Here is a 14,937-nt window from a genome sequence, read left to right on the forward strand (position 1 = left end):
ACTTTTGTGATTTAAAATAAATGGAGAATTCAGTTAATGAATTCTCCATTTTTCGTTCATCGGTGCTATACTAATTTAAAGAATATTAGAGGGGAAAACTAAAATCGAATAGCCATCTCCACATCTTCCTCACCCATTTCAAATTTAGCCTCACTAAATTGAGGTGGCCCATAGCTCACCGGGTTGTTTGACATCCCGTAGGATTCTAGGGGCATCCCATTTTCAAAATCCATACGCTCATTGTCATTGCTGTCATGCAGAGCCATAATGGCATAGGTTCCGGGTTTGACGTTTGTAAAAGTAATAGTGATCTTTCCATTTTTAATCTCACTTTTTTGAGATTGTATTCCAGTTCCTTTCATAAAATCTTCACTAGTATGAAGGCCAAGTAAGACATGCCCTTTGTCATTTTTTACATTATCAATGGTAACTGTGATTTTGTGTCCTTCAGTTTCTTGACAAAATCCTAAAAAGGAGGTCACTGAGATTGCGATACTTAAAAATAAATGTTTCATATAAATTGATTTACAGGTTAATGATGGATCAAATATCTTTAAACTGCTTAGCAGTTCACAAAAACGTTTACTGAAGCGTTGATTTATGGGGATGAAATGTTTTTTATGGCGAAGTTGAAGGTATTATGCACAATTGGCCACAAACGATTTCACGAATATGCCCATTTAAATCTGAACACAGCCTGCCCCTCCAATAGCTTTTGCGAAGCTTCCTATCGGCAGACATGGAATGCGTACTGTCAATTGAAAGACCGAAGACCGAAGACCTAAAACTGCCAACTGCCAACTGAAGACTGCTGACTTACTTAAAGCAAGCCTCTCGATTTAATCTCCAAATATTTATTGATGGTGTCGATGGTCAAGTTTTCTGGTGTCGTTAAAATAGAATAGATGCCATACTTTTTTAATTCCTGAACGATGAGGCGTTTTTCAAATGCAAATTTTTCAGCAATAACTTTATCATAAACCTGCTGAATGGTAGCCGCCTTTTCATTAACAATACTGTTCAATTCGGTATTCTTAAAGAAAATCACCACAATTAAATGATTTTTAGCAATGGCCTTTAAGTAGGGCAATTGCCGATTGAGACTATCTAAAGTTTCAAAATTTGTATAGAGCAAGATCAGGCTACGTTGCGTAATATGTCTTTTGATGTTGGCATACAATCGGCTAAAATCACTTTCAAAATAATCGGTTTTTACGTTGTAAAGCGATTCTAAAATAAAGCGCATTTGTGAACTTCGGCGCTGTGCAACCACCATATTTTCTACCTTCTTGGAAAAAGAAAGCATTCCCGCTTTGTCGTGCTTTTTTAAAGCGATACTGCTGATCACCAAGGTGGCATTAATGGCATAGTCCAATAAACTCAAGCCTTCAAACGGCATTTTCATCACACGACCTTTATCGATAATGGAATAAATGGGTTGCGACTTCTCATCCTGAAATTGGTTGACCATCAAACTATTCTTCTTAGCGGTGGCTTTCCAATTGATTGTGCGTAAGTCATCACCAATAACATAATCTTTTATTTGCTCAAACTCCATGGTATGGCCAATTCTTCGGATTTTTTTAACGCCGTAATCTTGCAAATTATGATTGATGTTAAGGAGCTCAAACTTTCGCAATTGTTTAAAGCTAGGATAAGTTGGCACCATGGCATCAGCATCAAAACGAAAGCGCTTGGCTACGAGGCCTATTTTTGAGGACGCATAAATATTAAGGTTTCCAAAATGATATTCGCCACGTTCTGTAGGTTTGAGAGTATAGGCAATGTGTTCCTCCTTTTTGGGTGTGATATTTAAGTGAAGCTTAAAATTCCGTTCTTGAAATTGAATGGGAACTTCATCAATAATAGTCAGATAAATCGCAAATGGATAAGCGCTGATAATATTAATCTCTACTTCATTTTTATCGCCATTTGAGAATTTATCAGGTAGCAACCGTTGACCAACAATTTTGTCTTTACCCATAAATACAATGAGCATATCCAAAAAAAACAATAAAAGCAGCACTAAAATTAAGAGTTGGGCAACACCAAATAAAACAGGAACAAAATAACTGAACGCGAAGAGTATTATAATGAACAATCCACTATAAAAAAACCGAGGCTGTATGTAAAATGGTGTAAAGAATTTCAAGGTTATAATGGATTTTTGCTACTCCCGATACATCAGGATACTCATGTTTTTTTGATCTATTTCTGTTCTATTGCCGAGCCAGGCTGAGACTGAGACTGAAACTGCTAACTAAATCTCACCTCGGAATCTCAACATTCTCAATAATCTGCTTAATTACATCTGTACTTGAGATGCCTTCCATTTCCCGTTCTGGAGTTACAATCACACGATGGTGCAACACCGGGATTGCGGCGCGTTTAATATCTTCAGGAGTTACAAAATCCCGACCACTCATGGCTGCAAACGCTTTGCTGGCTTTTAAAATCGCAATGGACGCTCTAGGTGAAGCGCCTAAATATAAAAACTGATTATTGCGTGTTGCAATAATTAAATCGGCAATATATTTCAATAAGTGTTCTTCCACCAATACTTGAGTCACCAGGGCTTGGTAGTGGACAATTTGTTCTGCTGTTAAAAAAGGTGTGATCGCATCCGTTTTGACACGGTCTTGCAGATTGTGTTCACGCACTAAAATCTCAATTTCTTCTTCAAGATTTGGATAGTTGACATTGATCTTAAATAAAAAACGATCCAATTGTGCTTCTGGCAAACGATACGTGCCTTCTTGTTCGATGGGGTTTTGGGTTGCTAAGACCATAAAAGGGGAGTCTAGCTTGTAATAATTGCCGTCAATGGTGATCTGTTGTTCTTCCATGACTTCAAACAATGCCGCTTGTGTTTTTGCTGGGGCTCTGTTGATCTCATCAATCAAGATCATATTGCTGAAAATAGGTCCTTTTTTAAACTCAAATTCGGTTGATTTCAAATTGAACACTGAAGTTCCCAATATATCACTTGGCATTAAATCTGGCGTAAATTGAATTCTGCTAAATCCAACACTCAAGGACTTCGCCATTAATTTGGCAGTAATCGTCTTTGCAACGCCAGGAACACCTTCAATTAAGGAATGGCCTTTGGCAAGTAAGGAAGCCAAAAGCATGTCTACCATATCGGTTTGCCCAACAATGACTTTGCCTATTTCATGTTTAATGTTTTGCACATTGGTTTGCAATTCAGAGAGGTCTAAACGGTTGGTGAATTTTAAATCCTGCGTTGTCTCTTCCTGAAAATTATCTGAAACAGGCGTGTGTTCTACTGGTGTATGTCCTTCAATAGGTTTTTGTTCTTCCATGGGTTTATGAATAAAATTCTTCAATATGTTTATTGAGCTTTAAAAGATTCTCTTCAAAAAACTCATTTTTTGTCCGTAACCAATTGATGAAATTAATGGTTTTTTTAACGGTTTCTTTTCTCTTACCAGATTTTTGAGCAAGCTTGGTTATAAACTCCTCATTTAAGGTGGTGGTGTCTAAATTATAGTCGGATCGTATCTTCTCTAAAAAATAAGTGATTTTCTTATCGATGAGATTTTTGTGATCTTGGGTTTCGTAGTAAAGGTTGGAAATTGTTTTTACAAAACCAACCGTTGTATTTTCCAATGGTTTGACGATGGGAATAATCCGTTGCCGTCTTTTTGCATTGAAAACCATAAACAGCAAGGTTAAGATGAGCGTCAAATACCACGCCCATTTAAAGGCGGGCTGCTGTAGGAACCAACTTAAATCTGATTTTTCTTCTGCATCACCATATTGAGAATTAAAATATTTGGTATACGAATCAAAATATATAGTGGCATTTGGCAAGTAGGAGAGGGCGCCTTCAGTATAGCGGTAGCGTTGCTCCTTTAGTATATTATAATTGGTAAACACCTTTGGTTCCAAATGCAAATAGATGGTGCCCTCGCCAAAAGGAATTTCCAAGAAGTTGGTGAGCTTAGGGTTACCATTTACATAGCCTAAAACGGTATAATTTTCAGGTTCAAATTCTGAAAAATAGGATGAACTTTCGTTTTTGTCAATTGTTGAGTTTTTTGATTTTAAATTCGGATTTGTAAAACTTAATTGTGAGATGCTGTCTTTGTTTTGAACAACATCAATCGCAATATCCAAGGTATCCAACAACGTTTGTGGGAACGTATAGTCTGACATAAAAAGTGTATTCCCACGCCCTGCAAACAGTAGGAGTTCTTCAATGTCTCCCAATTCCAAATAATCTGAGTTGCCAACTAAAACATAATTGCCCTCCGCTACATGATCGCCATAACCATCTTCTGAATTGGCGTAGAAATAATTATAAGGTGTATAATAAATGGTTTTTAGTTTCTGTCCTTCTAAAAGTTTTGGCAACTCTTTGTAAAATATACTTACGCCATAAGGCTTGTTGCTTTTTTCATTAAAGCTCTCTTCCCAATCAATAGTGCGCCTATTGCTATAATCGAGCGTCATGGCGATGGTGACGATGGTAGCAGCAATAACAAGTATGATGGCTAAGGTCTTATTCATGAATTGACCTCATTAATAAGTTTTACAAAACTATTTTTAGCCAGTTGGTATTGCTCTGTATCCAACGTAAACTCACCATACCAGGTGTAATTATAAAGATAGGAGGTATACGCGAAACCTTTGCTGAACTTTTGGGAAGCGATGGCATTCATATAATCGGCATTGGTTTTATCGTCCTCAAACTTTATAAAATTTTTGAGGGTCAATTGTTTTAGTACCAATAAATAATAATATCTAATAGCCAATCTGTAGTCATTTGTGTTTTCTGCATTCGTAATGAGCGTTTTGATATCGGCATGTGCTATATTTTCAGCAGTGATCTCGCTGTAAGATTTTAGTTGTTCATTGTTTCTTGAAGAAAAGAGTTTGCTACTCCCTTCATTTAGAAGTGTATATGCTAAATAACCTACGGCAAAAATCAGAATAAGAACAAACAACCAGTTGAAGGCGCTCAAGTCAAATGAAAAATCATTGGTTATATTGTCTTCTTTTATATCGGGCTGATCTTCAGAGTACTCAGCGTCTTGGCCTTGTTGTGTTGATCCGGAGCGTACTTTAGCTTTTCCCTCATAATCATACTTTCTGCCAGAATAATCATCCTTAAAACCATTGCTAAACTGGCGTTCAGTTTGCGGTTGTTGCATAGTGGCAGTAGCCCAAAGTGTAGACTTTGTACTGGGCAAGAACAAGCAGACCATAAAAATAAGCGTCAGATTAAGTTTCATTTAAGCGACTATGGGAATCAATTTTTCTTTGAGTTTTTTAGTTACCAAAAAAGGATATATTAAATAATAGTAACTAATACATCCTAACGTGACCAAGATAATGCCAACAGAAATCATTTTGGGCATTTCTTGGGAATATCTTGTGATAAAACCTTCTAAAAATCCAGCAAAAAAGGTGAACGGAAAAGTGCTGATGACTATTTTAATACCAGTTTTTGCACCGTGTTTAAATGAGGTGAATCTTGAATGTGTTCCAGGAAATAAAATGCTTGCTCCTAAAATCAAACCTGCTGCCGCTTCAATGACTATGGCAAAAATTTCCATAGATCCATGAATCCAAATGCCTCTGACGCTTTCCCAGAACACATTTTTTTCATAAAAGAAATATTGAAATGAGCCCAGCATGATACAGTTTTTGAACAGAATATACACAGTGCCCAATCCGCCAAAAACGCCAAGGATAAAAGCAATGATCCCCACACGCAAATTGTTTACCGTAATCCCAATAAAACTGCCCCAATTGCTGCCGCTTTTATAAACCGCTACAGGATTGCCAGCTTCAATATTCTCCAAAGTCATATTGACGTATTCATCGCCTAAAATGGAGCGGACAAACTCGCCATCATTTGCGGCTGAAATTACGCCAATGGTTGTAAAAAGGGTAAATATGATGAAAGCGATATATACAAATTTGCGGTATTGATACATGATCAAAGGGACTTCTGTTTTCCAAAAAGCGACAATTCTATTGCGGTCTTCCCGCTTCGTTTTATAAATTTTTTGAAAAGCTTTGGCTGCTAATTGATTTAAATAGGTAATTACTTTACTTTTGGGATAGTAAGTTTGTGCGTAAGATAAATCGTTGATGAGTTGAATGTATTGTGAAGCGAGTTCATCAGGATTTTTAAAATCATTATTGAAAACAGCGGTCTCAAAACTTAACCATTTTTCTTTATTTTGCTTAATAAATGCAACTTCTCTCATACGGTCGTTAAATTAAAAAATAAAATGTCAGAGTTACAAATTAACACCACTCAAAATGTAAAAATAAATTTTACAGCTGCCGGAGCTGGAGAACGTTTGTTGTCCTTTATTATTGATACCTTGATCAAGCTTGGTTACATCACTATTTTGAATATGAGCGTTGGTGCTTTTCAGGATATGGACCAATGGTCTCAGGTTGGACTCAATACATTACTTGGCCTGCCAGTGGTCTTTTATACTTTGGTTTTGGAAGCCCTTATGGAAGGTCAGACTATTGGTAAAAAAATCATGAAGATAAAGGTCGTTAAAATTGATGGGTATCAAGCCTCACTTTCAGATTATGTGGTGCGATGGTTTTTTAGAATTGTGGATATTTACATTTTAGGTTTGGGATTTTTCGTGATTCTTTTCAGTAAAAGATCACAACGTTTGGGAGACATGGCTGCAGGTACGTCGGTGATTATGTTGAAGGACAAGGTCAATATCAGTCACACCATTTTAGAAGATTTGCATGAAGATTACAAACCAACGTATCCAGCGGTCATTAAGTTGTCAGATAATGATGCGCGAATTATAAAAGACACGTTTACCACGGCAAAATTGGCCAGTGACTACCAAACGCTGATTAAGTTGCGAAACAAAATAACAGAAGTGATTGGAGTGACCGCAATCAATGGCAACGATATTCAATTTATCGACACTATTTTAAAAGATTATAATTATTATACCCAAAGCATGTAAGCAGAGAGCCAAGTTTTGTTTTTCACAAAACTTGCGCGAATCGCTTATCCCGCATTTGGGCGGGATCTCACCGAGTTCCATTTAAATTATATAGGGTGTTTTTTTTCACAAAACTTGCGCGAATCGCTTATCCCGCATTTGAGCGGGATCTCGGATAGTGCCATTGAGGTTATGTAGTATACACGTTTTTCACAAAACTTGCGCGAATCGCTTATCCCGCATTTGGGCGGGATCTCAGGTAGGTCGATTTAAATTATGAGGCGTAACTGTTTTTCACAAAACTTGCACGAATCGCTTATCCCGCATTTGGGCGGGATCTCACCGAGTTCCATTTAAATTATATATAGCGTGTTTGTTTTTCACAAAACTTGTGCGAATCGCTTATCCCGCATTCGGGCGGGATCTCAGAGAGCAAATTTCAAATGGATTTTAAATCAGAATAGTACCATTTTAGACTGCGCTCAAATTGAAGTCTTTCAAAATTTTTTGGGCGAATCTCTCAAAGCCAAGTTTTCTTTTTATAAAACAGATACCATCAACTTCGTGCAGCTTGCAAACAATTTATAAAGCTTATGTACCAGCAAATTTTTTTATATGCTCATACTGCAATCACAACTAAAAAACAACAATTCCATATTTTTAGGTATTAAAATTCTAATTCCCAAAACGTGTTGCTATCTTTGAATGCTGAATTTTTTAATGACAGATTATGTTTCTTCAAACCATTGACATTCTTGGGACAATTGCCTTCGCTATTTCTGGTGTATCCATTGCGATGGACAAAAAAATGGATGCCTTTGGTGTTCTTATCATTGCATTTGTAACCTCAGTAGGAGGTGGAACGGTGCGGGATGTTTTGATTGGAATCACACCCGTTTCTTGGATGACTGATATCACTTATGTCTATGTGATATTTGGCGCTACTATTTTTACAGTGATCTTCAGGCAGAAAATTAATTACTTGCGTACGTCTTTATTTCTATTTGACACTATTGGGATTGGACTTTACACAGTTGTGGGTATCGAAAGAGGTTTGGCGGCAGGTTTGCATCCCATCATTTGTATTGCATTGGGCACGATGACGGCCTGTTTTGGTGGGGTGATCAGAGATATTCTGTGTAATGAAATCCCAGTGATTTTTAGAAAGGAAATTTACGCAACAGCATGTATTTTGGGAGGAATTACCTATTTTATTTTAGGACAATTTCCAATACCTGATAATATCATCTTTATGGCCGCAGGATCTATCGTGATCACCGTGAGATTGGTTGCCGTAAAATTCAAGATTAGCTTACCGAGCCTCTATAAAAATGAGGAACCTATTTAGCTATAGGTTAAAACTCCTGTCGAATGTCCAATAGACATCAAGATTACTTCAGTAATTATTTTTTTTTAAGCTATTTAAAAATTCATCGGCAGTCATTACCGGAATCAAGGATTTTTTAAAATCCTTACCATTTCTTGTGATGATGATGTCGCATTCTGATTCTGTAGCACGGAAATATTGTAGGGCATCTTCAAAGTCTTTGATAGAGGAATTTAGTCCTTTTTCAATGGTCTGTTCGTTAAGCACGCAAATGTCACTAATGATGCTAAATTTCCTTAGTTTTTCCCGTGCAATTACTGAATTCTCAAATTTTGAAAGAAAATAATTGACCGTAGCAAATGAAATGGGTGATACTACCATCGTCACTATCCCTTTTTCGGATAAGGTTGCAATTTTAGCTATCGGTTCATAAAATGGTGCTCTTTCACCCAATAGATCCAACATAACATTGGTGTCTATGAACAGTCTTTTACTCATTTGTGTTTTTCAAGAAGGTAGTCTGAATACTCTTTTTTATAATTTAAATCGGTGGGAACCTGTTTTCCGGTAGCAATGCTTTTGACAAAAGGAGATATTTCAAATTCATCATTTGAGCTCTCTGTCGTCAATGATTGAAGGTAAGACTCAACTATTCTGGAAAGGCTCATGTTTTTATTCGAAGCATATTTTTTCGCTTTCTCTATGATCTTTTGATTAAGCTTTAAAGTCAATTTTGTGTCCATTCGTTAAAAGTTATACGTACAAATATACTCAAATAACCCGTACAATGGATGTGTTTATAAATCCTTAAATACATTTCATCAATATTCGGCTCAAACAGTTTCCATAAAAAAAGCCACGCTTCAAAAAACGTGGCTTCAATTTATAGGATTTTAGTTAATTAACTCTGTGGAACAGGAAACCCTCTATCTTTCATTAAGGCTTCAATTTTAGCATCACGTCCTCTAAACAAGCGATACGCTTCTGCTGGATCCATTGAGTTTCTCGGTGCGAAGAGATATTTCACCAATTTTTCAGCAAGTTCTGCATCATAGAATCCGCCAGGAGCATCCTTAAATGCTTCAGAAGCATCACTGGTCAACACATCTGCCCACATATAACCATAATATGCAGTGGCATAACCTTCGCCTGAGAATACGTGTCCAAACTGTGGTGTTCTGTGGCGCATCACTACTTCTTTTGGCATGTTGAGTTCGTTCAAGGTTTCACGCTCAAATTTATCGATATCAATATTTTCAGGGTCTGCCAAATGTAATTTCATATCAATTAATGCCGAAGCCAAATATTCTGTAGTTCCAAAGCCTTGGTTAAAGGTGGATGCTTTTTTGATTTTAGCTACTAATGCTGCCGGAATAGGTTCGCCAGTTTTATAATGTACCAAAAACTGATTGATCACCTCGTCAGTAGAAAGCCAACGCTCCAATAACTGCGACTGGAATTCAGTATAATCTCTTACGCCACCATTTAATGTTGGATATTTGACGTTAGAAGAGAAGAAATGCAGCGCATGTCCAAATTCATGGAAAAATGTGGTCGCATCATCCCAAGAAACTAAGACAGGCTCGCCTGGAGCAGGTTTTACAAAATTGGAATTGTTAGAGGCCAGAACGGTCTCTTTACCATCAAAAGTAGTATAGCTTCTGTAAGTAGTTGCCCAAGCGCCAGAGCGTTTCCCTTCACGAGCAAACGGATCTAAATACCATAATCCAATATGGTCTCCAGTATCTTTATCAGTCACTTCCCAAACATTTACATCTTCATGGAAAACAGGAACTGTACCTTCTTTAACTGGCGTAAACTCGTAGTTGAACAAACGGCCTGCAGTGTAGAACAAGGCTTGGGTTAATTTGTCAAGTTGTAGGTATTGCTTAACTTCTTCGCTATCTAGATCATATTTCTTTTGACGTACTTTTTCAGCGTAGTAGCGGTAATCCCAAGGCTCAATTGTAATTTTATCACCATTGGCATTGGCTACTGTTTGCATGTCAGTTACTTCTTCCTTCACTCTTGCAATGGCAGCTGGCCAAACAGCCATCATTAAGTCCATCGCATTTTCTGGTGTTTTTGCCATTCTGTCCTGTAAACGCCATTCTGCATAATTATCATAACCCATCAAGCCTACGCGCTCTTTACGGAGTTTTAAGATTTGTGCAATCAAGGCGTTGTTATCATAATCGTCAGCATTATCACCACGAGCATAATAATTGTTCCACACTTGTTTACGCAACTCGCGTTCTGTAGAATAGGTCAAAAATGGATCCATTGAAGATCGTGTATTGGTAATAGCATATTTTCCATCCTGACCTTTATCTGTGGCTATTTTTGCTGCAGATTTGGTAAATGATTCTGATAATCCGCCTAATTGGTTCTCGTTCAAGTAGGTCACATAATTTTCTTCATCATGCAAGACGTTGTTTGAAAACTTGGTGTAGAGTGATGACAATTCTTTATTGATTTCAGCATAGCGCTTCTTTTTCTCTGCATCCAAATTGGCACCGTTCATCTCAAAACTCTTGTAGGTCAGGTCGACCACACGTTGTTGATCGTCTTCCAAGGGCGTGCTTTGTAACGCTTCATAAACAGTTTTAATTCTCTGGAATAATTTCTCATTTTGGGAAATTTTAGAATTGTAATCTGACAGTTTAGGAGCCAACTCTGTTTGAATGTCCCTAAACTCAGGAGAAGACATATTACTGCTCAAAATACCATAATATGTAAAAACACGATCAAGCTCTTTTGCTGAGCGCTCCATGGCAGCAATGGTGTTTTCAAACGTTGGAGGTTCAGGATTATTGGCTATTTTTTCAATATCTTCCAAACCTAGTTCCATTCCTTTTTCAACAGCTTCCTTCACATCGCTGATGTCCATCTTATCAAATGCGGGAACGCCATCATAAGGACCTGTCCATTCCTGTAACAGAATGTTGTCATTTTTAGCCATAGTATCTTCTTTTTTTGCTTCATCCTTACAGCCTGTAAAGGCGATAAGCGCACATAAACCTAGAGTTTTAATGTGTCTGAGATTGTTTTTTGTCATTGAATTAATGTTGATTTTAAAGTTTTTCAAGATATTGAATTTGGGGCGCAGTTTTCTTAATTAATTTATAATTTCCACCTTTTGGATATAGATGTTATTTAAGGGCCATTCGCCGTCATCGGTTTTTTGTGCTGCAATTTTATCCACAACGTCCATGCCGTCTGTTACTCTTCCAAATACTGTATAATCACCATCCAAATGATGCGCGCCACCTTGCTGTTGTACAATAAAAAATTGATAGGGGGAGGCCATTTTATATGGGTTTTCTATTTCACTGCTTGGCATGCTAATAACACCTCTGTCGTGCAAAAAACCATGCTGGGTATCTTTGGGGAGGAGGTATTTTCCAATTTTACGCCGTCTTTCGGCTATGGACATGTCATCACTACTGCCCCCCTGAATGACAAAATTTTCAACAACACGATAAAATTGAGTGTTATCAAAATAGCCCTGCTTGGTCAAGAAGATAAAATTGGCGCGGTGGAATTTTGTTTCATCATACAAAAGAATGTCTATGGTTCCAAAATCAGTGGTGATGCGTACTTTGTTTTCCTTGTTTTCCTTCTCGTACTCCAGAAAGAAGTCCATCGCATTTTTATCAGTGAGTTTTGGAAATTTGCGTTGTTTTATTTTAGGTGCTTTTTTCTTGTCCTCACTATTAACAGTAGCCAAGGAATCTATATTTGAATTGTTTTTTTGTTGACGGGATTGTTTATCTTCACAATTGAGAAATATAAAAAATACGCTAATAAACATTAAAATTCTCATGACTAAATGAATTTTGATACATTTTTAAAATCTATTTCAAAAATAGAACATATTCCACTTCCAGGCCATGATTCGCAGTTTAAAATGTCGCCACCTTATCGTAACGATCTGATTCTTGAGCAAGAAGAAGCTATGAAAACTGCAAAAAAAGCTGGAGTTATGGCATTGTTTTATCCTGACGTGGCGCAAAATACGAAGTTGATTTTGATATTGAGAAAAACCTATAGGGGCGTCCATTCCGCTCAAGTTGGTTTTCCGGGAGGTAAGTTGGAAGCCGATGATCCGTCTTTGGAATATGCTGCATTGAGAGAGACTTTTGAAGAAGTAGGCGTTCCATTAGGCACTATTACAGTGTTGAAAGAAATGACCAAATTATACATTCCCCCGAGTAATTTTACCGTGCATCCGTTTTTGGGGATCACGATGCAAACGCCACGATTCCTTAAACAAGATGATGAGGTTGAGGATTTGATAGAGGTGACCTTCAGTGATTTTTTGAATGATGACCATGTTACTTCCCAAATGATAATGACCTCGTTGAATAAGAAGGTTGAAGTTCCGGTTTTCAAATTGAACGGGCACACGGTTTGGGGCGCAACAGCAATGATGCTCAGTGAAATAAAAGACTTGTTAAAAACAGTGCTCTAAGTTGAGGTTTTTGTTAAATTTGTGTTCTGTAATATGCTGAAATGACCTTGTTTGTTTTCAGCGGTTCGTAATTCGAAAATAGAAATAATGGGATTATTTAAAAGAAACCCTTTTGGACATATACTTTTTGTAAAAAAATGGCTTATCCGCATCGTTGGTGCCATGACTCATAGGCGATTTAGGGGTTTTAATGAACTTCAAATAGAAGGTTCTGAAATCATTAAAAATTTGCCTGAAACCAACGTGCTCTTCATCTCCAATCATCAAACCTATTTTGCTGATGTGGTGGCCATGTTCCACGTGTTCAATGCCAGTTTGAGTGACCGTGATGATAGTATCAAAAACATTGGTTATTTATGGAACCCGAAGTTGAACATTTACTATGTGGCTGCTAAAGAAACCATGAGTTCTGGATTATTGCCAAAAATATTGGCTTATGTGGGGTCTATCAGTATTGAGCGTACATGGAGGGCAGAAGGTAAAGAGGTGAACCGTCAGGTTAAAATGAGTGACATTACGGCTATTTCCAAGGCTTTGGATGATGGATGGGTCATCACATTTCCGCAAGGCACAACAACGCCTTTTAAACCTATTAGAAAAGGGACAGCTCACATTATTAAACGATACAAGCCAGTTGTTGTGCCTATTGTGATTGATGGCTTTAGACGCTCTTTCGATAAAAAAGGTATCCGCATCAAAAAAAAGAACATTCTTCAGTCCATGGAAATTAAAGAACCTCTGGTGATTGACTATGAGAACGAATCCATAGATCAGATTGTAGAAAAAATTGAATATGCCATTGAGCAGCATCCTTCATTCCTGAAAGTTATTCCGCAAGACGAAATTATGGCACAAGAACAGCTTAACAAACTCCGTAAATGGAAAGTTAAGGAGTAGGAAATACTTTTAGTTAAGACAACATTTCCAACTTTTTCAATTCTTTATAATTCCGGTTGAGTTTTCTGAGCAATAGGCCATAAATCAGCCAATAGAAAAACAGTAAAATACCTGCAAAAACCGCGAATACTCCCGCAACAATAAGGATGGTCTTCGCGTAGAAAATAAAAACCTCACCGTTGGCAGCTGCAGTTTGAGCTTTGCTGATAAACGCTTTATCCTGGTCAAACTCAATATACAATACAGCAATAACGGTTGTGGCCATTAATGCTAAATTGAAAAATACATAGTTTTTAACCGTTTTCCGAGTCTTTAAAATATTCTCCATTAACACTTTGGAATTGTCAGTCGCTGAAATGCGTTTGAAATTTTTGTAGAATAAAAAGAAAAAATATGCCAATATCAAATATCCTACAACGGATAATGGAATGAGAAGCCAATCAGAGTCCATTTTGTCAAATTCCTGTGCGTTTTTCGAGTCTTTAAAAAATAAAGAAAGTCCTGTCCATAGGGCAAATTCCAAGAGACTGATAATGAAAATCCACTTAACGATGGACGATGATCTTTTTAAGATCATTTTATAGATAGCATTGGCAGAGACGTGAGGGTACTCGATCTCCTCCTTCTTCCAATGTTTTTTAATAATTCTAATTCATCCATAAGATTACGGATTAAGGATTGTTTTTAATTTGTTTTTGATCCTGTTCATTTTCACTCTTGCATTAACCTCACTGATCCCTAAGGTTTCACTTATTTCTCTGTAATCTTTATCCTCTAGATAAAGAAATACAAGTGCCTTTTCAATATCATTGAGTTGGCGTACGGCATCATATAATAATTTTAATTGTTGTTCTTCCGTATCGTCATAGTCTTCAGCTTTAATCTTAAACTGAAACGTTTCTAATTCATACGTATTAATTGTGCGTTTAGATTTTCGGTATAGGGTGATGGCAGTATTAAGTCCAACACGATACATCCAAGTGCTAAATTTTGCATCGCCACGAAACTTAGGGTAAGCTTTCCATAATTGTATGGTGATCTCCTGAAACAAATCATTGTGCGCTTCTCTGTGGTTTGTATAGAGTCTACAAACTTTATGCACAATGTTTTGATGCTCTTCTAGCAACGCAACAAAATTATGTTCTAATTCTTTGTCCAAATCGGGTAGTTAGTTATAGTGTTAGTAGAGGAATTGTGGAAATTGTTACAGGAATTTGAGTTTATTTTTAAAGAAAAATAAAGTATATATGGGTTAAATTAAAAGTTGTTATAAAATG

The 14,937-nt window shown here is 37.1% G+C and carries 16 protein-coding genes; 4 read left to right on the top strand and 12 right to left on the bottom strand.

All coding sequences use genetic code 11. The annotated features are described in order from the left end of the window. Positions 1 to 98 precede the first annotated feature (98 nt). The 6 genes from A9996_RS01535 to A9996_RS01560 all read right to left on the bottom strand — a co-directional run bounded on the left by A9996_RS01535 (position 99) and on the right by A9996_RS01560 (position 6,242). A complete protein-coding gene (locus A9996_RS01535; protein WP_066430142.1) occupies positions 99 to 515 on the bottom strand; it encodes a DUF2141 domain-containing protein in 417 nt (138 codons plus the stop codon). A gap of 305 nt (positions 516 to 820) precedes the next feature. After that, complete coding sequence (locus tag A9996_RS01540; protein ID WP_066430144.1) at positions 821 to 2,152, bottom strand: DUF58 domain-containing protein; 1,332 nt, start codon at positions 2,150 to 2,152, stop codon at positions 821 to 823. Positions 2,153 to 2,267: 115 nt separating this feature from the next. Continuing rightward, the gene (locus tag A9996_RS01545) at positions 2,268 to 3,323 is read right to left on the bottom strand and encodes an AAA family ATPase (RefSeq protein ID WP_083993814.1); all 1,056 of its coding nucleotides are present in this window, start codon (positions 3,321 to 3,323) and stop codon (positions 2,268 to 2,270) included. A gap of 4 nt (positions 3,324 to 3,327) precedes the next feature. After that, the gene (locus tag A9996_RS01550) at positions 3,328 to 4,533 is read right to left on the bottom strand and encodes a DUF4350 domain-containing protein (protein WP_066430146.1); all 1,206 of its coding nucleotides are present in this window, start codon (positions 4,531 to 4,533) and stop codon (positions 3,328 to 3,330) included. Beyond that, a complete protein-coding gene (locus tag A9996_RS01555; protein WP_146608907.1) occupies positions 4,530 to 5,258 on the bottom strand; it encodes a hypothetical protein in 729 nt (242 codons plus the stop codon). The genes A9996_RS01550 and A9996_RS01555 overlap by 4 nt, the downstream gene beginning before the upstream one ends. After that, positions 5,259 to 6,242 carry a stage II sporulation protein M gene (locus tag A9996_RS01560; protein WP_066430150.1) on the bottom strand — a complete coding sequence of 328 codons (984 nt, stop codon included), beginning with the start codon at positions 6,240 to 6,242 and terminating at the stop codon, positions 5,259 to 5,261. A 24-nt stretch (positions 6,243 to 6,266) separates the two neighbouring features. Between A9996_RS01560 and A9996_RS01565 the strand changes: the two genes are divergently transcribed. Together A9996_RS01565 and A9996_RS01575 are read left to right on the top strand one after the other, a co-directional pair. Then, positions 6,267 to 6,983: an RDD family protein gene (locus A9996_RS01565; RefSeq protein ID WP_066430153.1), complete on the top strand. Its 717-nt coding sequence runs from the start codon at positions 6,267 to 6,269 to the stop codon at positions 6,981 to 6,983. Positions 6,984 to 7,692: 709 nt separating this feature from the next. Continuing rightward, complete coding sequence (locus A9996_RS01575; RefSeq protein ID WP_066430165.1) at positions 7,693 to 8,310, top strand: trimeric intracellular cation channel family protein; 618 nt, start codon at positions 7,693 to 7,695, stop codon at positions 8,308 to 8,310. Between the two features lie 48 nt (positions 8,311 to 8,358). On the opposite strand, the gene A9996_RS01580 is transcribed toward A9996_RS01575, so the two are convergent. The 4 genes from A9996_RS01580 to A9996_RS01595 form a co-directional block, all read right to left on the bottom strand. Next, positions 8,359 to 8,787, bottom strand: a complete 429-nt coding sequence (locus tag A9996_RS01580; protein ID WP_066430169.1) for a type II toxin-antitoxin system VapC family toxin — start codon at positions 8,785 to 8,787, stop codon at positions 8,359 to 8,361. Next, complete coding sequence (locus A9996_RS01585; protein WP_066430170.1) at positions 8,784 to 9,032, bottom strand: DUF6364 family protein; 249 nt, start codon at positions 9,030 to 9,032, stop codon at positions 8,784 to 8,786. The genes A9996_RS01580 and A9996_RS01585 overlap by 4 nt, the downstream gene beginning before the upstream one ends. Positions 9,033 to 9,190: 158 nt before the next feature. Further along, positions 9,191 to 11,347, bottom strand: coding sequence for a M3 family metallopeptidase (locus A9996_RS01590; protein ID WP_066430171.1), 2,157 nt, complete (start codon positions 11,345 to 11,347; stop codon positions 9,191 to 9,193). A 60-nt stretch (positions 11,348 to 11,407) separates the two neighbouring features. Further along, positions 11,408 to 12,115, bottom strand: a complete 708-nt coding sequence (locus tag A9996_RS01595) for a peptidylprolyl isomerase (RefSeq protein ID WP_066430173.1) — start codon at positions 12,113 to 12,115, stop codon at positions 11,408 to 11,410. 6 nt (positions 12,116 to 12,121) lie between these two features. On the opposite strand from A9996_RS01595, the gene A9996_RS01600 reads away from it, so the two are divergent. Both A9996_RS01600 and A9996_RS01605 read left to right on the top strand, forming a co-directional pair. Continuing rightward, positions 12,122 to 12,763 carry an NUDIX hydrolase gene (locus tag A9996_RS01600; protein WP_066430174.1) on the top strand — a complete coding sequence of 214 codons (642 nt, stop codon included), beginning with the start codon at positions 12,122 to 12,124 and terminating at the stop codon, positions 12,761 to 12,763. An 87-nt stretch (positions 12,764 to 12,850) separates the two neighbouring features. Continuing rightward, entirely contained in the window at positions 12,851 to 13,660 is an 810-nt protein-coding gene (locus A9996_RS01605; protein WP_066430175.1) for a lysophospholipid acyltransferase family protein, read from the top strand. Positions 13,661 to 13,673: 13 nt separating this feature from the next. On the opposite strand, the gene A9996_RS01610 is transcribed toward A9996_RS01605, so the two are convergent. Next, entirely contained in the window at positions 13,674 to 14,237 is a 564-nt protein-coding gene (locus A9996_RS01610; RefSeq protein WP_248912303.1) for a hypothetical protein, read from the bottom strand. Positions 14,238 to 14,324: 87 nt separating this feature from the next. Beyond that, positions 14,325 to 14,819, bottom strand: a complete 495-nt coding sequence (locus A9996_RS01615) for an RNA polymerase sigma factor (protein ID WP_066430179.1) — start codon at positions 14,817 to 14,819, stop codon at positions 14,325 to 14,327. Between the last annotated feature and the right edge of the window lie 118 nt (positions 14,820 to 14,937).

It is taken from the genome of Gelidibacter algens, from assembly GCF_001678675.1.
Taxonomy (GTDB): Bacteria; Bacteroidota; Bacteroidia; order Flavobacteriales; family Flavobacteriaceae; genus Gelidibacter; species Gelidibacter algens.